This window comes from Thermoactinomyces vulgaris (genome assembly GCF_003688725.1).
Classification (GTDB): Bacteria; Bacillota; Bacilli; order Thermoactinomycetales; family Thermoactinomycetaceae; genus Thermoactinomyces; species Thermoactinomyces vulgaris.
This window is the reverse complement of record NZ_REFP01000009.1, coordinates 308,767-325,749: the sequence shown is the minus strand read 5'-3', so window position 1 is coordinate 325,749 and position 16,983 is coordinate 308,767. Positions and strand designations below refer to the sequence as shown.

The window sequence follows — 16,983 nt, the reverse complement described above, 5'->3', positions numbered from 1 at the left end:
ATTTTTAAAATTCGCACACAAATGCCGCAAGAAATCTATCCGTCAGATGGCTTCGAATCTCCCATTGTTTTGAAATGATGACCGCTCATTTCTTTTGGTATAATATCCATGACGAAACACCGGTTTGATTTTATTCACTGCGGTTTGCACAGAAGGTGAAAGCACCATGAAAAAAATCTTGCATCTGGATTTGGATGCATTTTTTGCCAGCGTGGAACAACTCGATTTTCCCGAACTGCGGGGAAAACCCGTCATTGTCGGGGGACTGAAAAACCGCGGTGTGGTCTCCACCTGCAGCTATGAAGCCAGGAAGTACGGCATCCACTCGGCCATGCCGACCGCCAAGGCCCGGAAACTCTGTCCAAAAGGCATTTTTTTGCCGGTAAGGTATGAACGTTACCGGGAAAAATCCCGTGAAGTACGGAACATCTACACCGAATACAGCGACCGCTTCGAAACCGTCGGATTGGATGAAGCCTATCTGGATGTCTCCCATTACGACAATGCTGTACCCGTCGCACGTGAAATCAAGCGGCGGATCCGGGAGGAAACCGGGCTTACATGCAGCATCGGGCTTTCCTACAACAAATCCATGGCCAAAATTGCCAGTGATTTAAAAAAGCCGGATGCCTTTGTCATCATACGGCCCGGACAAGCCATGGCGGTGTTAAAAAATTTGCCGATCGGCGCTTTGCACGGCATCGGAAAAAAATCACAAAAGCGTTTGCACGCCATGGGAGTGGAAACGGTTCGTGATTTCTGGCGCTTGTCTTTGGAAGAAGTGACGGCGATGTTTGGCAAGTTTGGTCATGATTTATATGATCGTGCCCGCGGGCAGGATAACCGCGATATTGTCACCGATCGTTCCCCAAAATCCCACGGCCGGGAAATCACATTGCCCTCAGACTTGTATGACAGGGAGGAAATCGCCCGGATCGCCCGCGATCTTCTCGCGGAGACCGAGCAAAAACTGAACAAGAAAAAAATCAGGCCGCAAACACTCACCCTGAAAATCAAATACGCTGATTTTACAATGCATTCCAAGCAACGAACAACAATACCGGGCGCCGACTGGGCCAAAGTTTTGGAGGAGTTGCTTGATGCCTTTGATTATTCAGCCGGCGTCCGGTTGGTCGGGGTGTCGCTGTCCAATTTTGTCGAGCCGTCTTCCGATTTGTATGAACAACTTGTGTTGCCTTTGGGGGAGGAATGGGTTTGAATCCGGTTTTATTTTGAATGATTTTTCTCTGACACGAGTGCGGCGATTTTATCGAAGGTTTTGGACTCATTGGAACTGGAAACCATTTGGATCCCCATTTCCTGAATGCGCTTATAGGCTTCATCCAGCTTGTTTTGCAGTTCGGTAATCGTTTCGTGGGATGCTTGCAGTTGCTTTTTGAGGTTTTCGCATTCGGTTTCGAGGATCTTTTTGTCCGCTTCCACTTCTTTTTTGAAGGCGGCTTCGCGGATGGCCAAGACTTTTTTCATCTCTGCGTCCGCTTTTTCCTTCGCTTCTTTTTTCACTTCCGCGATTTTGTCCGGGATGGAAGCCACTTCCTCTTCCAACTCTTTCATTTTCTCTTCCCGCTTCAGGAGCTTTTCTTCGCGTTCATCCAATTGCATTTTATAGGCATCCAGTTCTTTCGTGGTTTTTTCGACTTCCGCTTCAAATTCTTTCCGCTTGCTTGCCAGTTCATCTTCCAACTGGTCATAAGACTGTTTTTTCTGGCGGGCGAATTCGTATTTGAACTCTTCTTCGCCTCTTTTTTTCTGCAATTCCAATGCTTCTTTTTGCTCTTTCAGCATGGTTTGGTACTCTTTGCGGGCGATTTCAATTTGCTTTTTGATCTCTTCCAGTTCATTGGTCGCCTTTTCCTTCTCTTCAGCCAATTCTTTCTCTTGGGATAATTTCAATTCCTGATGAGCATTGACCAATCCCGCAAGGGTGTGGGCTTGTTTCTCGATATCAAACAGTTCTTTGAGTTCGGCTTCTTTGATGGCAATGGCTTCTTTGACCGTCTGCAGGTTCTTGGTCTGTTCTTTTAAATCACTGTCGATTTTCGTCAGCAGTTGAACAACAGATTTGGATAAATCGGTGATTTTGCCTTCGATGTTTCCTTCCATCAATTGATCGGCTTTGTTGGTGATTTCGGCTTCTTTCTTCTTTTTCGCCTCTTTGGCTGCATCCAATTTTCCTTTTTCCAGTTCCGCAATTTTCTTTTCTGCTTCACGAAGCGCTTTTAAAATGGTCGCTTTTGTGTCTCTTTCATTGATTTTTTTGCTCATGATTGCTCCCCTTTTTCTGATGATGACAATAATATTTTAAAATACGAACATACGTTTGTAAAGTCTTTTTCTTCAAATTTATTGCCTTTAATAAATAGATTCATTATTTTGAATATTGCCCCCTTGCAGGACATTTCCCTCCTGAAAAAACATGCAAGGACGGTTAACCCGATCAGATAACCGTCCCTTGCAGTTAATTGGCACAGGAAGCATACTCACGCAATACATATTTTAAAACTTTCCCCATGCTGTTTTTTGGAAGCTCCTTAATAAATTCCACATCGATCAGTTTATAATCCGCAAGATTTTCACGCGCATGATGGATCACTTCTTCTTTGGTAATATCATGGCCATCCGCTTTCACAATGTATGCCCGGGGCAATTCTCCCCAAACCGGATGCTTGACACCCACGACAGCCACCTCAGCGATTCCTTCCATCTGCAGAAGCACGGATTCCACTTGGGCCGGGAACACTTTTTCCCCGCCACAAACGATCATGTCACGGAGACGGTCGATCACATACAAATACCCTTCTTCATCCACCCGTCCCAAATCTTGCGTGTGATACCAGCCGTTCTTTAATACCTTTGCCGTTTCCTCCGGATTATTCCAATAACCGGCAAACACCTGATCCCCGCGCACCAGGATTTCTCCGATCTCTCCGGGAGCACACTCCACACCCGTCAACGGATCGATGATTTTGATTTCAGTCAGATATAATCCTTTTCCGACAGAATAACAGCGGTTGATGTCCATTTCCGGCAAGAAATAAGTGACGGCACCGGTGAATTCGGTAGCTCCGTAAACTTGGATCACTGAAAATCCCAAATCGTGAAAAGCCTTGATGTAATTTTCCGGAACCAGGGAACCGCCGCAAACAATTCCGCGCAAAGAAAAAATGTCCTTATCAATGGTCTTCAACATTTCCAACATAAAGGGCAACATCGACGGCACCGACATCATTCCGGTGATCTTCTCTTCATCAATCAGATTCCACAGTTTGGAAGGAGTGAAATTGGATGCGATCACCAAGGCCATTCCCCGAATCAGTGCGTTGATGATAAACATCATGCCGCTGATATGAAAAAGCGGCGTCACAAACAAAAAACGGTCAGCCTTGCGAAGATCCAACGTGTTCACATTGGCCAATCCCGCCGCATACACATTGGCGTGGGTACTGATCACCCCTTTGGGATTTCCGGTGGTTCCGGAAGTGTAAATAATGGTGGCCATATCGTTTTCATGGACTTCCACATCGGGTTCTTCATCCGATTCGGTATAAAAAATGCTGTTGAATTGTTCCGACACCCGCTCTCCTTGAAAAACACAGATCACTTTCTCCACACAATCCGGAAGCACTTGCAGGCTGTCCTTGAAATCCTCATCATATAATAAAACTTTGGCTTGACAGTCTTTTAAAATATACTGAACCTCCACTGGTTTTAACCGGCAATTCACCGGAACCGTAACCGCGCCGATTTTGGCTGCCGCTAAGTATATGATCGGAAATGCGTATGTATTCTTGCAAAGCATGGCCACACGGTCGCCATGTTTCACGTTGAGACTCAGCAAATAATTGGCCAGCTGGTTCACTTTCTGTTTATATTCACGGAAAGTAAGGCGCTCGCCGTTATAGATGAGCGCTTCCAAATGTGGGGACAGTTCCGCCCGGCTGTTCAGCAAGTCTCCAATCACCATGTCTTTTCGCCTCCTTTACTAACATTTAAAACAAATAATATATTCTTTTATTTTACTATACAATTATAATATAAAAATATTAGCGTTTTTGAAGCAGGAACTTGCCTCTTTCCGAAAATAAAAGCTGACCGGCAAGTCCGAACAGGACCTCCCGGTCAGCCATCCCCACCGGAATCATGCATTTCCCAATCCGATCGGCAAAATATATATCACCATCATCGCAAAATGAACAGCGGTGCCGGCCATGATAAACAAGTGAAAAATTTCATGAAAACCAAATTTACCCGGAAAGAAATCCAGCCATTTGGTCGCATAAATGACGGCTCCGACGGTGTAAAACACCCCTCCCAAAACCATCAACAAGATCGCACCGGTTGGAAGCGCACGAACCAATTGCACAAACGGAACCACGGCGATCCATCCCAAAGTCAGGTAAAATGCGGTCGAAACATAACGCGGAATGTGCATGAAAAACAACTTCAACACGATGCCGAGAACCGATAACCCCCATACACTGATGAGCATCACCCATTGAAAGGTTCCGTTCAGGCCATAATAAAAGACCGGAGTGTACGAACCGGCGATCAACAAATAAATGGCACAATGGTCCATTTTCCTGAAGATCAATTCTTTTTCGGGAGTCGTCACAACCCAATGGTACAAAGAACTTGCGCCATACAGCAAAATCACACTCACACCGTAAATCGTCATCGTGACCAGTGTCGAGGGGTCGGGCCAACTGAAACCGATCAGGAAAAAAAGCCCGATGACAGCCGCCAAAAACGTAATAAAATGCGTCCAAGTATTGACGGGTTCCCTCATTTTAAAAAATTTCATTCAAAAACCTCCGGTCTGTTTGTAAGGATAAAGATGTTTCTCTTCATTTTACCATGAATGATTTCCATTTTGGGAAAATAAAAAAGCCCGGTCTTCCTCCAGGCTTCAATTCCGGTCTTTTCCCGTTTCAATCCCCTGCCAGCGTTTGGCCTTTCTCACCTCGATCCCGAATTGATCCAACGTGCGCACGACCACATGATCCACAATATCATCGATTGTTCGCGGATGATTGTAAAAGGCCGGCACCGGAGGCAAAATCGTTGCACCCATGCGCGACAAAGCCAGCATGTTTTCCAAGTGAATGTCATTCAGCGGCATTTCCCGGGTTAACAAGACCAATTTCTTCCGTTCCTTCAAAACCACATCCGCCGCCCGGGTCACCAGATTATCCGCAAGCCCGGTCCGGATCGAGGCCAATGATTTCATACTGCAAGGTGCAATCACCATCCCATCGACACGAAAAGAGCCGCTGGAAACCGATGCGGCCAGATTTTGTGACGAATGGCAGACCGTCGCCAACGCTTCCACTTGCGGAACCGTGTAATCCGTTTCCAATTCAATGTTCGCTCTCCCCCATTTGGATAAAATCAAATGGGTTTCCGTATCCGTTTCCCGCAAAAATTCCAACAATCGAATCCCAAAGATGGCTCCGGTCGCACCTGTGATTCCAACGACTAAACGCAAACAAAGTTCCCCCTCTGATGCATCCTCGATTTGCCTTCATTAATATGTATTGTAACAAATAAACGGCCCCGCTTCACCGCCGCGACAAAATCCCTGCATCCGGTCCGGTGCAGGGATTTTTGTTTGATCATTTTTTTTGCGGCAACAAAAAGCCGAATTCTTCATCATACAAGCCCTCTTTAAAAAACCACAAATAGTCGATTTTGCCTTCTTCATCGAAAAACATTTGAACTTTGTTCCCGTTGATTTGATAAGTTAAACTATCAATCTCAGTCCCGAAGTTGACAGCCGGACTTTTCTTCGGAGCCGGCTTGCCAAAAACCTGAATAATGTCATCTTTTGTTACAGATTTTCAAATTCCCGAATAGATATGGATGTTAAAACGTCATTAAAAAATTTAAGTTTTATTTCCCGGTCTTTAAATTGATATTTCAACAACGTTTCATTATTTTGTTGATTCGCCTCTTTATGAGATACATTATTCTGATAAGTTCCGCATTTTCCGGACAAAACATCATGATAAGCGGTTCCCAGCGGCCCGCAATCATAATTTCCCAAATCCCCTTGGCTGATCCATTCATGCAATTGTTTGGCCGCCTTCACGCCACCGGCAGAGGAAATTCTCTTTGCTTGATCAACCGGATGAACTTCCGTTTCAAATTGTGTTCGCGGAGAACCGGTATAGCCGAACTTTTCTCTGATCTCCAGATTGATATCTTTCAATTTTCCTGTGTCCTTGCTAAAATTTAACATCAAGTCATATACGGATAAAAGATATTGATAGTAAACCGTATCCGATTTCAAATTTGTTTGATTCTCCGCCGTTTCAACCGGAGTCCCAAAGACCCGTTTCATTTCATCCACAGACAATGATTCCTTCGATTCATCCATCACCTTGATCGCCTTTAACCGATCATTCTCAAAGTTCAAATGAACCAACTTGTGATCCCCATACTGATAGTACAAACTTGTCATGGTCGAGCTGACATCGTATGTATCTTTACGCGCAATCGGTTCCCCGCAACGATTGATCACATTGGTAATGCCGGAACCCAACGCACCGCATTCGTACTCAGGCATGTTCCCTTCGGAAGCCAATCGCTTCAGGCTTTCCATGTAGGTTTCATTCTTTTCGCCTTCAAACAAATTGCGCACCCATTCATTCGTCTCATCTTCATAAGCGGCGAGGACAACCGTGAGGATCACCGGAATCAAAATCACGCTGAGAAAAGAAGACACCAGACGTAAAATCTTTTTCTTTCGTCTTCGTCTGGCTTCATCTAATTCCTCAACAGTCACAGGATCAATTTCATTCCCCATATTCTCTCTTTCTCTCTTATTCATCCCTTTCCCATGCACTCCTCAAATTTTTTAAATAACAGATTTATTAAAACAAATTCATTTTAACATGTCTCCATCCAATGATGTTAACAATCTTGTGTCATCTGCTTCCTGCATAAAAAAATACCCCCTGCCATCGAGGAGGCATTTTTGGTGCTTATGCTTATGCTTTTTCATTATCCGGAGCGGGTGTCACAACCGGTTCAATGATCAAAGCTTTTTCCACGATCTCTTCCAGAGAAAGTTCCAGATCATTTCAATAAATCAACCTCATGAACTCTGGAAATTAGGGACGGTTCTCTCCATAAGGGACAACCCCTCCGCCTCTTTTTCAGTGGAAGTGGAGCAACTTGCTTACGATATCTATCAACTCTTCTTTTGATCTGATCAAAGAGCCCGACTTGCTCCCTTCCGCCGATATCCATCTTGACGGACAGAGGCAATATCTTTATTTGATTTGACCTGCTTTTTAATTACTCCAGAAGGCACCGCCAATTTTGAATGCACTCACCGGGCAGGAATGCATCCAATTTTTCTTCGGTTCCTTGCAAAATCCTCGGAACAAATTCCCCGTTTTCGTCCATAAACCGCCCATGATAGGTTAAGTAACAAATCTCACACAGCACAACAAGCGCCTTGATCCACCCTTCCAGATCGGGGGATAGTCTTTTTAATGTGATATCTCCTTGACCGTGTCGCGCATAATACATTCCTTTGGATTTCATGTCGTAGATCAAAGGATCGAGACCTTTGTCTGCAATCACAATCCAAATCATCTTTCCACTCCGGATCCCTTTTCATATTTTGCAAATCGTGGCTGAAATTCATCTGCAAATCAATCAGTTCCTCCGGCTCGTACAATTGAATTGGATTTCCGCCAAAATCCAGCTCACCCATCCGCGGGGCTCTTCCCTGTACCAACCCGCCAGCTCTTCATCCATCCCCAATGCCTCTCTCAGTTCCCGGACAACCGTATCATCCGTGCATCTGCTTCAATCTGCAATTGCTCCTTAGCCTACTCCCTTTCCACCAACTAAATCTTGTTAACTTCATTACTTTGGCACCGACTATCCCTTTCAGCAAATCGGTTATTTCAGCCGGGACATATTCACATCCAATTTGGATCTCCATAAAAACCACCTTATTTCCACGCATCAATAAATCTTTATGAATGCAGTCCCCAGATCATTTACAGGACATCCAAGACGTTCACCAATCACTTCCGTCCTCTGCCTTTTTGAAAAGTAATCTTCAAATCCTTTTTTCATGATTCCACATCCTGATCGTCATAATCTCAATTTCTTGATAATATCATCAATCCCTGACCTGGCGTTCCCGTAAGTTCCCCGGATTAAAAAAAGAGTCTGAATCACAGACTTTTTAAGAACTTTTTAAAAGGGCTTCTATCACATCAACCACAGCGCTGACAGCCGGGGCTAATGCAGAAATCCCGGCCACGATGCCACTAAACTCCGTTAACGACTTATTTAACCCTTTCAATACTCCTTTTGTACATTTCCCGTTTTCAATCTGGCTTTTGGCTCCATTGACACTCAGCAGATATTCATCTTTTGTTTCCTCATCAAGCTCGGTTGTCGTTTCAATCCGCTGGATCAATTCATTTAGCTTTTGTTTCAATTCCTCTACTTTTTCTTCCTTGGGATCAAGATGATTGCTGATATTTATGTTGGCATTTCTATTATCCATTGTGGCATTGCGGTTGTCTCCGATTTGAGTGCCATTCATCACATTGTTATTAAAATTTAAGGAAAAATTTCCGTTTCCCATTATCCGTTTCTCCTTTCAAGTATATAAAGTGGCATTTTCATTCATTCCAAATTGCGAGCGGTCAATGATACTATTCACAATGTTCATTTTATAAATCTGATGGGTTTTCTCAGGCAACTCCCGGTAAAAATCTTTTTTCATCCTTTCAAGCAAATCATTCACTTCTACTTCTTCCGGAAGTGCCGGTGCAAAAGCTGTTTCGGTTGCCAACACACTCATTTTTCTCAGTTTGCCGGAAGGCTCATTCCGATTCACACCGATATACCTCAAATCCCCAAAAGTCAAAAACGCTTTTTTTGCTCTTGAAGCGGCAACATTTAAAATATAGGGTTCCCGGTCAAAAAAGTGTTGATCCGTATTGGAAGTATATGTCGGGGAAAAAACAACCACGTCAAACTCGGCCCCTTGCAGCGAGTGGACGGTTCCCACAACAATTTGGTCAATCCCCAATTCTTTTAAGTATTTCCGAATGACTCTCGCCTGTTGGGCAAACGGGGTCAATACGGCCAATGTGTCCTTTTGTTTATCTTCCTTTATGTTGTACAAGTCAAAGAAATCCTGAATCCACAAGGCAATGGTTGCGGCTTCAATATGATTAATGCGACTGGAGCCGGAGGGTTCTTCCTGTCCTTCAATATCGACAAATCCGAGATTTGGAATGGAATATGGACTATTCTGGCCCGAACGAACAATTAAGTTTTTCCCATAGAACAACTGATTAAAATATTTTGCAATGGAAGGATGACAACGGAAATGCTCTTTTAACATAAACGGTTTCAAGTCTTCATCCAAATAACGTGTCAAGTAGTTGGCAAGTTTCAGCATACTTCCATCCGGTTGATGGAGCCCCATGGCTTCAATATCCAACGAAGTCTTATGTAAACCGGCCTCTTTGATATTCACTTCGCATCGCTCGCGGGACAAATTGGAAATCGGTGGTAATTGTTTGGAATCGCCGACCACCAGTCCTTTTTTGGCAAACGAAAGAACCGGAAACATATATTGCGGCAACACCTGGCTTGCCTCATCAATTATCAAAAGATCAGCAAACCCATAAAAATAATTGTACTTCTCATTGAAATATACCGGTGCCATATACATGGTCGATACAAAACACGGAGTCAACATCGCCACTTCCCGGTAAAAATCTTTTCGATCACTAAATTTTCCTTGCTTTTGTAAGATTCTTTCTTTTGCCCGTTCAATCCATCTTGCTTCCCAATAATGAGTGGAAAGATGAAAGGCCAGCACCCTGTGCATTTTATCAAACGCTTCCTGTGCACGAAACAGATCCATGGGAATCTCTTTATATTTTTTATATTTCTCTTGCAAATGAGTTAATTCATTTTGTGCTTGCTCATTTCTCTGTTTTAATTCTTCTGCTTTGGCCTTTTTGGCTGTCAGTTGACAGATCTTTTGATTACATTCTTTTTCCAATTCTTCCAAATAAGTTTCAATGGTTGTATCTTCATAGGAAGGAATGGAAGCACTGCTTAGAACTCTGTCCACAAACCGTTGATTGGCATAAACAAACCATTTTTCGAAGAATTTGTTTACCACCGGTAGCCGCAACAAAAATTTTTCCAATGGCTTTCGAATGCCTTTGTGTTTATCCCATGCATACATTTTCGCTTCAATGGCCTGTTTTTCTTTTTCCAAATCATTCAGCTGATTGCTCCAATGGGATAAAACCTGGTCCAAACTTTCAGCCTTGTATTCTTTCAGTAACTCGTGGATTTGCTTTGCCGTCAAATAATCCTCTGTCAAAACCCCCATCACTTCGTTTATTTCACCGACTGCTGTTTGCAACCTTGCATGCAACAGTTGTCTCGCTGATTTAATATCAGGAATGCTGAATCCGAAGTATCTGGAGGTTGCATTCAAAAAAGCTTTTTCGTATCTTTTTATATCTTGTTCGTCCAGCTCCTCGAAGTGGATCCAGTTTGTTTTCAGACTTTCTTTGTCATAAAAAATTAACTGGTAATCTTGGTGGTCCCCCTGTTTGGACGGAGCGATGCAATATGTCCCCAAACTTTTTACATCGGGAATCCATCGTTTTGCCAATAGTTCAATGTTATGAAAATGGTCTCCACTTGGAAATTGGTCTCTCTTCAGCTCAATGTTCTCGTCAAATGTTTTTAAAATGTTGGTGATGGCAAGATTTGTGCCGCCCGAAGCCAACAGAACCGGAGGAACATCACTTTGATCCAATGCGGAACAAACCCACATCGAAGCAAACACACTTTGCAACAGGGTCGTTTTCCCTGTTCCCGGCGGCCCCTCAATGGATAATAACTCTCCATCCTGCAACGCCAAAAAGTGATGAAGTGCCTTGCGTTGGGATTCAGTGAGCGGATCTTTGTTTTTGATCTGCCCTAAATGTTTTAAAGCCATGGTTTCATGATTTGACAATGTTCCTTGTTGCAATTCTTCTTTGGGGAGAAACAATTTAGAAACGAGCGGACTTTTTTTACAAAGCTCCGTGTATTTCTTTTTGCTGTACTTATTGACAATATGATTTTCATAAAAATTTTTCACATGACGGTCCGTGGCCGATCCCAAACATTCATTTGCATCAAATATAATGACTTCTTTCAGTTCCTGATAAGTCCCTAAAGTAATGAGCGAAATCACATTATCCAACACACGACGGGAAAAATCCTCGCATATTTCCAACGTCCGCTTCCAGCTTGGATTTGTCGGGAAAGGATGGTCTTTCCAATACCTTTCCACTCGTTCCAGAGAAGAAAATGTTAAATCCCCTTTGGAAGGACGTAAATATTTTCTCGGGATAAAAGGTTGACGTGTGGCCACCAATTCACCTGTTGATGTCACTTTGGCCGGTATCACCAACCAAACGGAATAGACATATGTCGACTCCCCGTTCTCTTGGTATTCTTTTTTCCGGTATAACTTCGGGCATATAAACAATTCACTGTTTTCATCAGTGCAATGCTTAGCCAATTGCGTAAAATCTGAAATTTTACCCGAATAATATTCCTCTCTGCTAATGCTGTGCAAGGGATTGATATTTCTTTCATTGATGTCCATATACCGGTTTTCTTCCAGATTGAGATTCCAATATTTTAAAAGCTCTTTATGAATAATAAAGGACACCTTCTTTCCCACTGTTATTTCATCGTCAACAATCATTTACATTATATCATTATCAATAAATTTATTTCATCATCTGTTTTCGAAACAGGAAGCAGCGGGAGAAATTCTCACGATTTCATCAAACGGATTCATATTTTATCGCTGGAATTTAAAAATCAAAAAACCCCTGCATTCCGCAGAGGTTTTGATTTGGTGCTGGAGACAGGATTCGAACCTGCGACCCCTTCATTACGAGTGAAGTGCTCTGCCAGCTGAGCTACTCCAGCATGGTATTTCATTTTTGGTGGAGGCGAGCGGAGTCGAACCGCTGTCCGAAGACATCGCCACGCCAGCTTCTCCGAGCGCAGTCACTGTATTGAAGCTTCGCCTTCCATACTGCCCAGTGACAGGCGTTATGAAAGACTAGCCACTCAAGTTTCGCTTTCCGACCAGTGGCCGATCGGTCAGCTAGCCTGCTTGGTTATGAGACCCGGCAACTCCACACAGGCAATGGAGAGGCGGATCCTGGCTGGTTTAATTAAGCAGCCAGAGCGTAGTTTTCTTGTTTGCCAGTTACATTTGGCATTTGCGTTTTTAACGAGTTCGCAACCCCTCGGCTCGCTACTGACGCTCGATCTGTCCCCGTCGAATCCCAAGAACGCCCCCGAGATTCTGAGGAAATATCGAGCAATCTTTTCGCTACAGTTCAAGATTATAACACCATATAGAAAATCATGCAAGCATTTTTAACGATAATTTTGTTCTTTGAGTTTGCGTTCGATCATGCGCTCTGCATCCCGTTTGGCGGCGGTTGCCCGTTTATCGTACAGCTTTTTCCCGCGAGCGAGTCCCAACTGCAATTTGGCGAAACCGTTTCGCAGATGAATGTCAAGCGGAACCAACGTTAGCCCCTTCGTCTTGATCAAGCCGTACAATTTGTCAATCTCTTTTTTGTGCATCAGTAATTTCCGGGTCCGGGTGGGATCCACATTAAACCGGTTTCCCTGCTCAAACGGGCTGATGTGCATGCCAATCACAAAGGCTTCGCCGTTTTCTATCCGTGCATAGGCATCCCGCAAATTGACACTGCCTTTGCGGACCGACTTGATTTCTGTTCCGGTGAGAACGATGCCAGCTTCATATTGTTCTTTGATTTCATAATCATGAAATGCTTTTTTGTTTTTGGCAATCACCTTGACGCCTTTGTTTTTCATCGTTTTCACCTCGCCCCGGTTCTCCGTAGAAATGAATGGCAGATTTTATTCTAACAAGAAATGTTTTGTCAAGTCAATCATTATTTCCGGTCCGTTCCAAAAGCGAAGGAAAACTCCTTCGCTTTTGGGCGGAGGGCATTTTTTTATTTTTTCTTTGCTTTATTGCGGTATTTTTTCTTTTTCTTCTTCTTTTTCTTGTGCTGCTTTTGTTCTTTTGTTTTTGATTGGAAAGCTTCACGGTCCACTTCATAATACTTGCCTTTTTTTCCGCGCTTTTTCTCTTTTTCCCCGGATGCTTTTTTGGCTTTGATTTTCTTCCCTTTCTTTTTCAAGACCACGTCCTCTCCGGGGAAATGTTCCAACAGTTCAAAGTCGATTTTACGCTCGTCGATGTTGACCCCGCTCACTTTGATCCGCACTTTGTCCCCGATGCGCATGATCCGGCCGGTCCGTTCGCCGATCAGGGAATAAGAACTTTCATCATAATGGTAGTAATCATCCGTCAGGTAACTGACGTGCACCAGCCCTTCCACGGTGTTGGGCAGTTCCACAAAGATCCCGAACGAGGTCACGCTGCTGATGATTCCTTCGTACTCATCCCCGATCTTATCCATCATAAACTCGGCGATTTTCAAATCCTGGCTTTCTCTCTCCGCATCCACGGCAATGCGTTCGCGGATGGAAGATTGTTGAGCTGCATCCGGGAGGATTTCGTTTAATTCATCAATCCGCTCCACCGACAAGCTGCCCTTTGTCAACACTTCGCGGATGATCCGGTGAATAATGAGGTCCGGATACCGGCGGATCGGCGAGGTGAAATGACTGTAAAAAGGAGCCGCCAGACCAAAGTGGCCGATGCAATCTGCGGCATACTTGGCCTGCTTCATCGAGCGCAACATGACGGTGCTGATGACATGCTCTTCCCGTTTTCCCCGGATCTTCTCCAGCAAGGATTGGAGCGCGTGCGGCTTGACCTGATCCGGCCGCCCTTTGACCGAGTAGCCAAAGCTGGTGATGAATTCATAGAAAGCTTTCAGTTTCTCGGCATCCGGATTTTCGTGAATCCGGTACACGAACGGAACCTCCAAACGGTAAAAATGCTCGGCCACGGTTTCATTGGCCTTCAGCATGAATTCTTCGATCAGTTGTTCGGCGATGGTCCGGGGACGTTTGACAATGTCCACCGGCTCCCCTTTCTCATTGATGACCACTTTCGCTTCGGCAAAGTTAAAATCGATGGCTCCCCGTTGCAGACGTTTTCTGCGAAGGGTTTTCGCAAGATCGGCCATCAGGCGGAAGTCTTCCACCAAAGGCCGGTACCGCTCGATCAGTTCCGGGTCTTCATCCACGACGATTTTTTTGACATCGGTGTAAGTCATGCGCTCATTGGTACGGATCACGCTGGGGAAGATGTCATAATCGACCACATTGCCTTCCGGGTCAATCTCCATGTCACACGTCATGGTCAGGCGGTCCACTTTGGGATTCAAACTGCAGATGCCATTGGACAAACGTTTGGGAAGCATGGGAATCACCCGGTCCACCAGGTAAACACTGCATCCCCGTTCATAAGCTTCCCGGTCCAAAGCGGAACCTTCTTTGACATAGTAACTCACGTCGGCAATATGAACGCCCAGACGGACATTGCCGTTTTCCAGACGTTCCACCGAAACGGCATCATCCAAATCCTTGGCATCTTCCCCGTCAATGGTGACCATGGTACGTTCGCGCAAGTCGCGCCTTCCCTGGATTTCTTCTTCGCTGATTTCCCCGGGAATTTGCTCTGCTTCGGCCAGCACCTCTTCGGGGAATTTTTCCGGCAATCCGTGTTTTCGGATGATCGACAGAATGTCGACTCCCGGATCATCCTTATGCCCGAGGATCTCGATGATTTCCCCTTCCGCGCTGTGGCGCCCGGCAATCTGGTGCAGTTTGACGACCACCTTCTGCCCATCCCTGGCGTTCATCTGCAACTCGTGAGCGATAAAAATATCGGCCGGAATCCGTTTATCATCCGGAATCACAAAGCCGAAATGGGAAGACAAGCGGCGGAACGTTCCGACAATGCGGTCCCGTCCCCGTTTCAACACACGGACAATTTCCCCTTCCGGCCGCCGGTGCTCCGATTTTCTTTTATGAATGCGCACCAGCACCAAATCGCCATCCAACGCGCCGTTCATATCGTTCAGATGGACATAAATATCATCTAGATGGGCCGCATCGGGAATGACAAAGCCAAATCCTTTGGATGTTCCCTGCAAAGTGCCGCGCACCAGGTTGAACCGCTCCGGGACACCGTACCGTTTAGCCCGGGTTTGCACAATTTTTCCATCTTCTTCCATTTGCTGAAGCAGTTTGACAAACGCTTCCCTCTCTTCTTCCCCAATGCCGAAGACTTCGATCAGTTCTTCCAGCATCAGCGGCTTATAAGCTTGTTCCAACATAAAACGCCGAATCTCTTGTTCTGTGATCATACCTCATCTGCTGTGGGGAGATTCCCCGCGACAGATGCTTCACCTCACTTCTTATCGTTCATGGATGTTAAAGACACGTGCTTGATAAAGTCATCCACTTCATGAAATAATTTTTTTCTCTCTTTGTCCAACGTAATGATATGGGAAGATTTTTCATACCAAGACAGATGTTTGTGCCTGGATGAAATGGTCTCATAAATATATTTGGCACTTCGGGACCGGATGGTTTCATCTTGCCGCGATTGAATAATCAGTGCCGGAACTTCCACTTTGGGCAAATTTCGTTTTAACCGGCGAAGCAATTTCATCAGTTCCCCGACACTTTTGACGGGAGTCCGGTCAAACGGGACAAGATAGGCATCCACTTCCGGATCGGGGTGATTTCCTTTGGGTTTAAACCGGTAAAAACGATAGGCAAACCCGGCCAAAAATGCCCGCCGGTCCCGGACCCACACTGGAGCGCACATGGGAATGACCCCATCCATCGGCTTTTCGGCGGCAAGAAGCAGTGACAGGACGCCACCCATCGATAAACCGGCCACAAACAAGTGATCCAAGTCGGCTTTCGAGCGGATTTCATCATAAGCATCCAACGCGCTTTGCCACCAGTCCCGCCACCCGGTTTGCTCCAAATCTTCGGGTGTTTTGCCATGTCCGGCCAACAGAGGCGCATAAACGGTGTAACCTTTCTCCTTGAAAAAGTCCCCCATGGGCCGCATTTCAGACGGCGTCCCGGTAAAGCCATGTATCAATAGGATGCCCGTTTTTCCCCCGGAATAAAAAAAAGGTTCAGGTGAACGTTGTACCACTTTCATGATTGTGCATCCCCTTGGTTCGGATTTTATTTTTTAATATTCTAACCATAGCACACCCGATGAAAAAATGGAAAGAAATCCGACCGGAACTTCCCAAACAAAAAATCCATCCGAAGATGGACTTACCAAAGGATTATGGGGTATGTTCCGTCACATAATACAGATGAACTGTCGAAGTTTGCCCTTCCATGGGGACATTTAAAACAAACGTGATTTCATGGCCATCGTTGAGCAAATAGGTGACATAATAATCTCCCTCCGCTTCCACAAACCGATCCGCTTCCCCCAATGTGTCAAGCAATTCTTCCAATGTGATCTTTTGCAGGGCGGGATCAAAATCTTCCACCCATGTGACGGGGTTTCCCTTTTGATCGGGATCATAAATAAAGCGGATGTTCCGGTTCCAATAGTTGGCCGCCACACCGGAGTCGTCATCCGGCTCGCCCCACCACTTCTTCACCTCATCCAGCAAACTGCCCACCTGAAAAGGGCCGCTGTTTAAGGTTTTCTTTTCTTGCGCCAGCCACATGATATGTTCCAGGTACGCCCCTGCGTCATTATTCGCGGAAGCCGCCGCAGATGACAAGGGAAGCGCAAAAACGGCAAGAAGCCCCGCTATCAATGCAAAAGACAAAAGACGAAAGCTTCTTTTCACGGGAATCCTCTCCTTTCCGGCAGCGAATGGCCCCCTTCTGATTCCATTATACGAAGAAAAACCGGAATATCATATAGAAAATTCATATAAATGC

13 protein-coding genes, 1 tRNA gene and 1 other RNA gene are annotated in these 16,983 nt (G+C 45.1%); 1 reads left to right on the top strand and 14 read right to left on the bottom strand.

The features are described from left to right. Positions 1-166: 166 nt before the first annotated feature. The gene (locus ATH33_RS08865; RefSeq protein WP_049720643.1) at positions 167-1,219 is read left to right on the top strand and encodes a DNA polymerase IV; all 1,053 of its coding nucleotides are present in this window, start codon (positions 167-169) and stop codon (positions 1,217-1,219) included. Positions 1,220-1,227: 8 nt separating this feature from the next. On the opposite strand, the gene ATH33_RS08860 is transcribed toward ATH33_RS08865, so the two are convergent. The 14 genes from ATH33_RS08860 to ATH33_RS08795 form a co-directional block, all read right to left on the bottom strand. Further along, the gene (locus ATH33_RS08860; protein WP_121874298.1) at positions 1,228-2,286 is read right to left on the bottom strand and encodes a coiled-coil domain-containing protein; all 1,059 of its coding nucleotides are present in this window, start codon (positions 2,284-2,286) and stop codon (positions 1,228-1,230) included. A 193-nt stretch (positions 2,287-2,479) separates the two neighbouring features. Continuing rightward, on the bottom strand, positions 2,480-3,985 hold the full coding sequence (locus ATH33_RS08855; RefSeq protein WP_121874297.1) for a class I adenylate-forming enzyme family protein: 1,506 nt from the start codon (positions 3,983-3,985) through the stop codon (positions 2,480-2,482). A 174-nt stretch (positions 3,986-4,159) separates the two neighbouring features. Next, a complete protein-coding gene (gene trhA, locus ATH33_RS08850; RefSeq protein ID WP_037997346.1) occupies positions 4,160-4,822 on the bottom strand; it encodes a PAQR family membrane homeostasis protein TrhA in 663 nt (220 codons plus the stop codon). A 105-nt stretch (positions 4,823-4,927) separates the two neighbouring features. Then, complete coding sequence (locus ATH33_RS08845; RefSeq protein ID WP_037997344.1) at positions 4,928-5,506, bottom strand: non-oxidative hydroxyarylic acid decarboxylases subunit B; 579 nt, start codon at positions 5,504-5,506, stop codon at positions 4,928-4,930. 342 nt (positions 5,507-5,848) lie between these two features. After that, positions 5,849-6,850, bottom strand: coding sequence for a DUF4309 domain-containing protein (locus tag ATH33_RS08840; protein ID WP_121874296.1), 1,002 nt, complete (start codon positions 6,848-6,850; stop codon positions 5,849-5,851). 470 nt (positions 6,851-7,320) lie between these two features. Further along, entirely contained in the window at positions 7,321-7,623 is a 303-nt protein-coding gene (locus ATH33_RS08835; RefSeq protein ID WP_121874295.1) for a hypothetical protein, read from the bottom strand. Positions 7,624-8,227: 604 nt separating this feature from the next. Next, positions 8,228-8,635, bottom strand: coding sequence for a hypothetical protein (locus ATH33_RS08830; protein WP_062843246.1), 408 nt, complete (start codon positions 8,633-8,635; stop codon positions 8,228-8,230). Positions 8,636-8,650: 15 nt separating this feature from the next. After that, a complete protein-coding gene (locus tag ATH33_RS08825) occupies positions 8,651-11,764 on the bottom strand; it encodes an AAA domain-containing protein (protein WP_170151249.1) in 3,114 nt (1,037 codons plus the stop codon). A gap of 178 nt (positions 11,765-11,942) precedes the next feature. Then, positions 11,943-12,018: transfer RNA gene (locus tag ATH33_RS08820), tRNA-Thr, on the bottom strand. 15 nt (positions 12,019-12,033) lie between these two features. Further along, positions 12,034-12,397, bottom strand: a transfer-messenger RNA (tmRNA) gene (gene ssrA, locus ATH33_RS08815). A gap of 80 nt (positions 12,398-12,477) precedes the next feature. Beyond that, complete coding sequence (gene smpB / locus ATH33_RS08810; RefSeq protein WP_037996146.1) at positions 12,478-12,945, bottom strand: SsrA-binding protein SmpB; 468 nt, start codon at positions 12,943-12,945, stop codon at positions 12,478-12,480. Positions 12,946-13,088: 143 nt separating this feature from the next. Continuing rightward, positions 13,089-15,419 (bottom strand): ribonuclease R, encoded by a 2,331-nt coding sequence (gene rnr / locus ATH33_RS08805; protein WP_037996137.1) that lies wholly within the window; start codon positions 15,417-15,419, stop codon positions 13,089-13,091. 44 nt (positions 15,420-15,463) lie between these two features. Continuing rightward, positions 15,464-16,234 (bottom strand): alpha/beta hydrolase, encoded by a 771-nt coding sequence (locus ATH33_RS08800; RefSeq protein WP_049720649.1) that lies wholly within the window; start codon positions 16,232-16,234, stop codon positions 15,464-15,466. Between the two features lie 133 nt (positions 16,235-16,367). Further along, on the bottom strand, positions 16,368-16,889 hold the full coding sequence (locus ATH33_RS08795) for a DUF4309 domain-containing protein (RefSeq protein ID WP_037996132.1): 522 nt from the start codon (positions 16,887-16,889) through the stop codon (positions 16,368-16,370). Positions 16,890-16,983: the final 94 nt, after the last annotated feature.

What these genes read in the sequence shown, in the direction of transcription:
- trhA (WP_037997346.1), bottom strand. Translation starts at nt 4,822, where the DNA reads ATGAAATTTTTTAAAATGAGGGAACCCGTCAATACTTGGACGCATTTT.
- rnr (WP_037996137.1), bottom strand. Translation starts at nt 15,419, where the DNA reads ATGATCACAGAACAAGAGATTCGGCGTTTTATGTTGGAACAAGCTTAT.
- ATH33_RS08800 (WP_049720649.1), bottom strand. Translation starts at nt 16,234, where the DNA reads ATGAAAGTGGTACAACGTTCACCTGAACCTTTTTTTTATTCCGGGGGA.
- ATH33_RS08830 (WP_062843246.1), bottom strand. Translation starts at nt 8,635, where the DNA reads ATGGGAAACGGAAATTTTTCCTTAAATTTTAATAACAATGTGATGAAT.
- ATH33_RS08855 (WP_121874297.1), bottom strand. Translation starts at nt 3,985, where the DNA reads ATGGTGATTGGAGACTTGCTGAACAGCCGGGCGGAACTGTCCCCACAT.
- ATH33_RS08865 (WP_049720643.1), top strand. Translation starts at nt 167, where the DNA reads ATGAAAAAAATCTTGCATCTGGATTTGGATGCATTTTTTGCCAGCGTG.
- ATH33_RS08860 (WP_121874298.1), bottom strand. Translation starts at nt 2,286, where the DNA reads ATGAGCAAAAAAATCAATGAAAGAGACACAAAAGCGACCATTTTAAAA.
- ATH33_RS08835 (WP_121874295.1), bottom strand. Translation starts at nt 7,623, where the DNA reads ATGATTTGGATTGTGATTGCAGACAAAGGTCTCGATCCTTTGATCTAC.
- ATH33_RS08840 (WP_121874296.1), bottom strand. Translation starts at nt 6,850, where the DNA reads ATGAATAAGAGAGAAAGAGAGAATATGGGGAATGAAATTGATCCTGTG.
- smpB (WP_037996146.1), bottom strand. Translation starts at nt 12,945, where the DNA reads ATGAAAAACAAAGGCGTCAAGGTGATTGCCAAAAACAAAAAAGCATTT.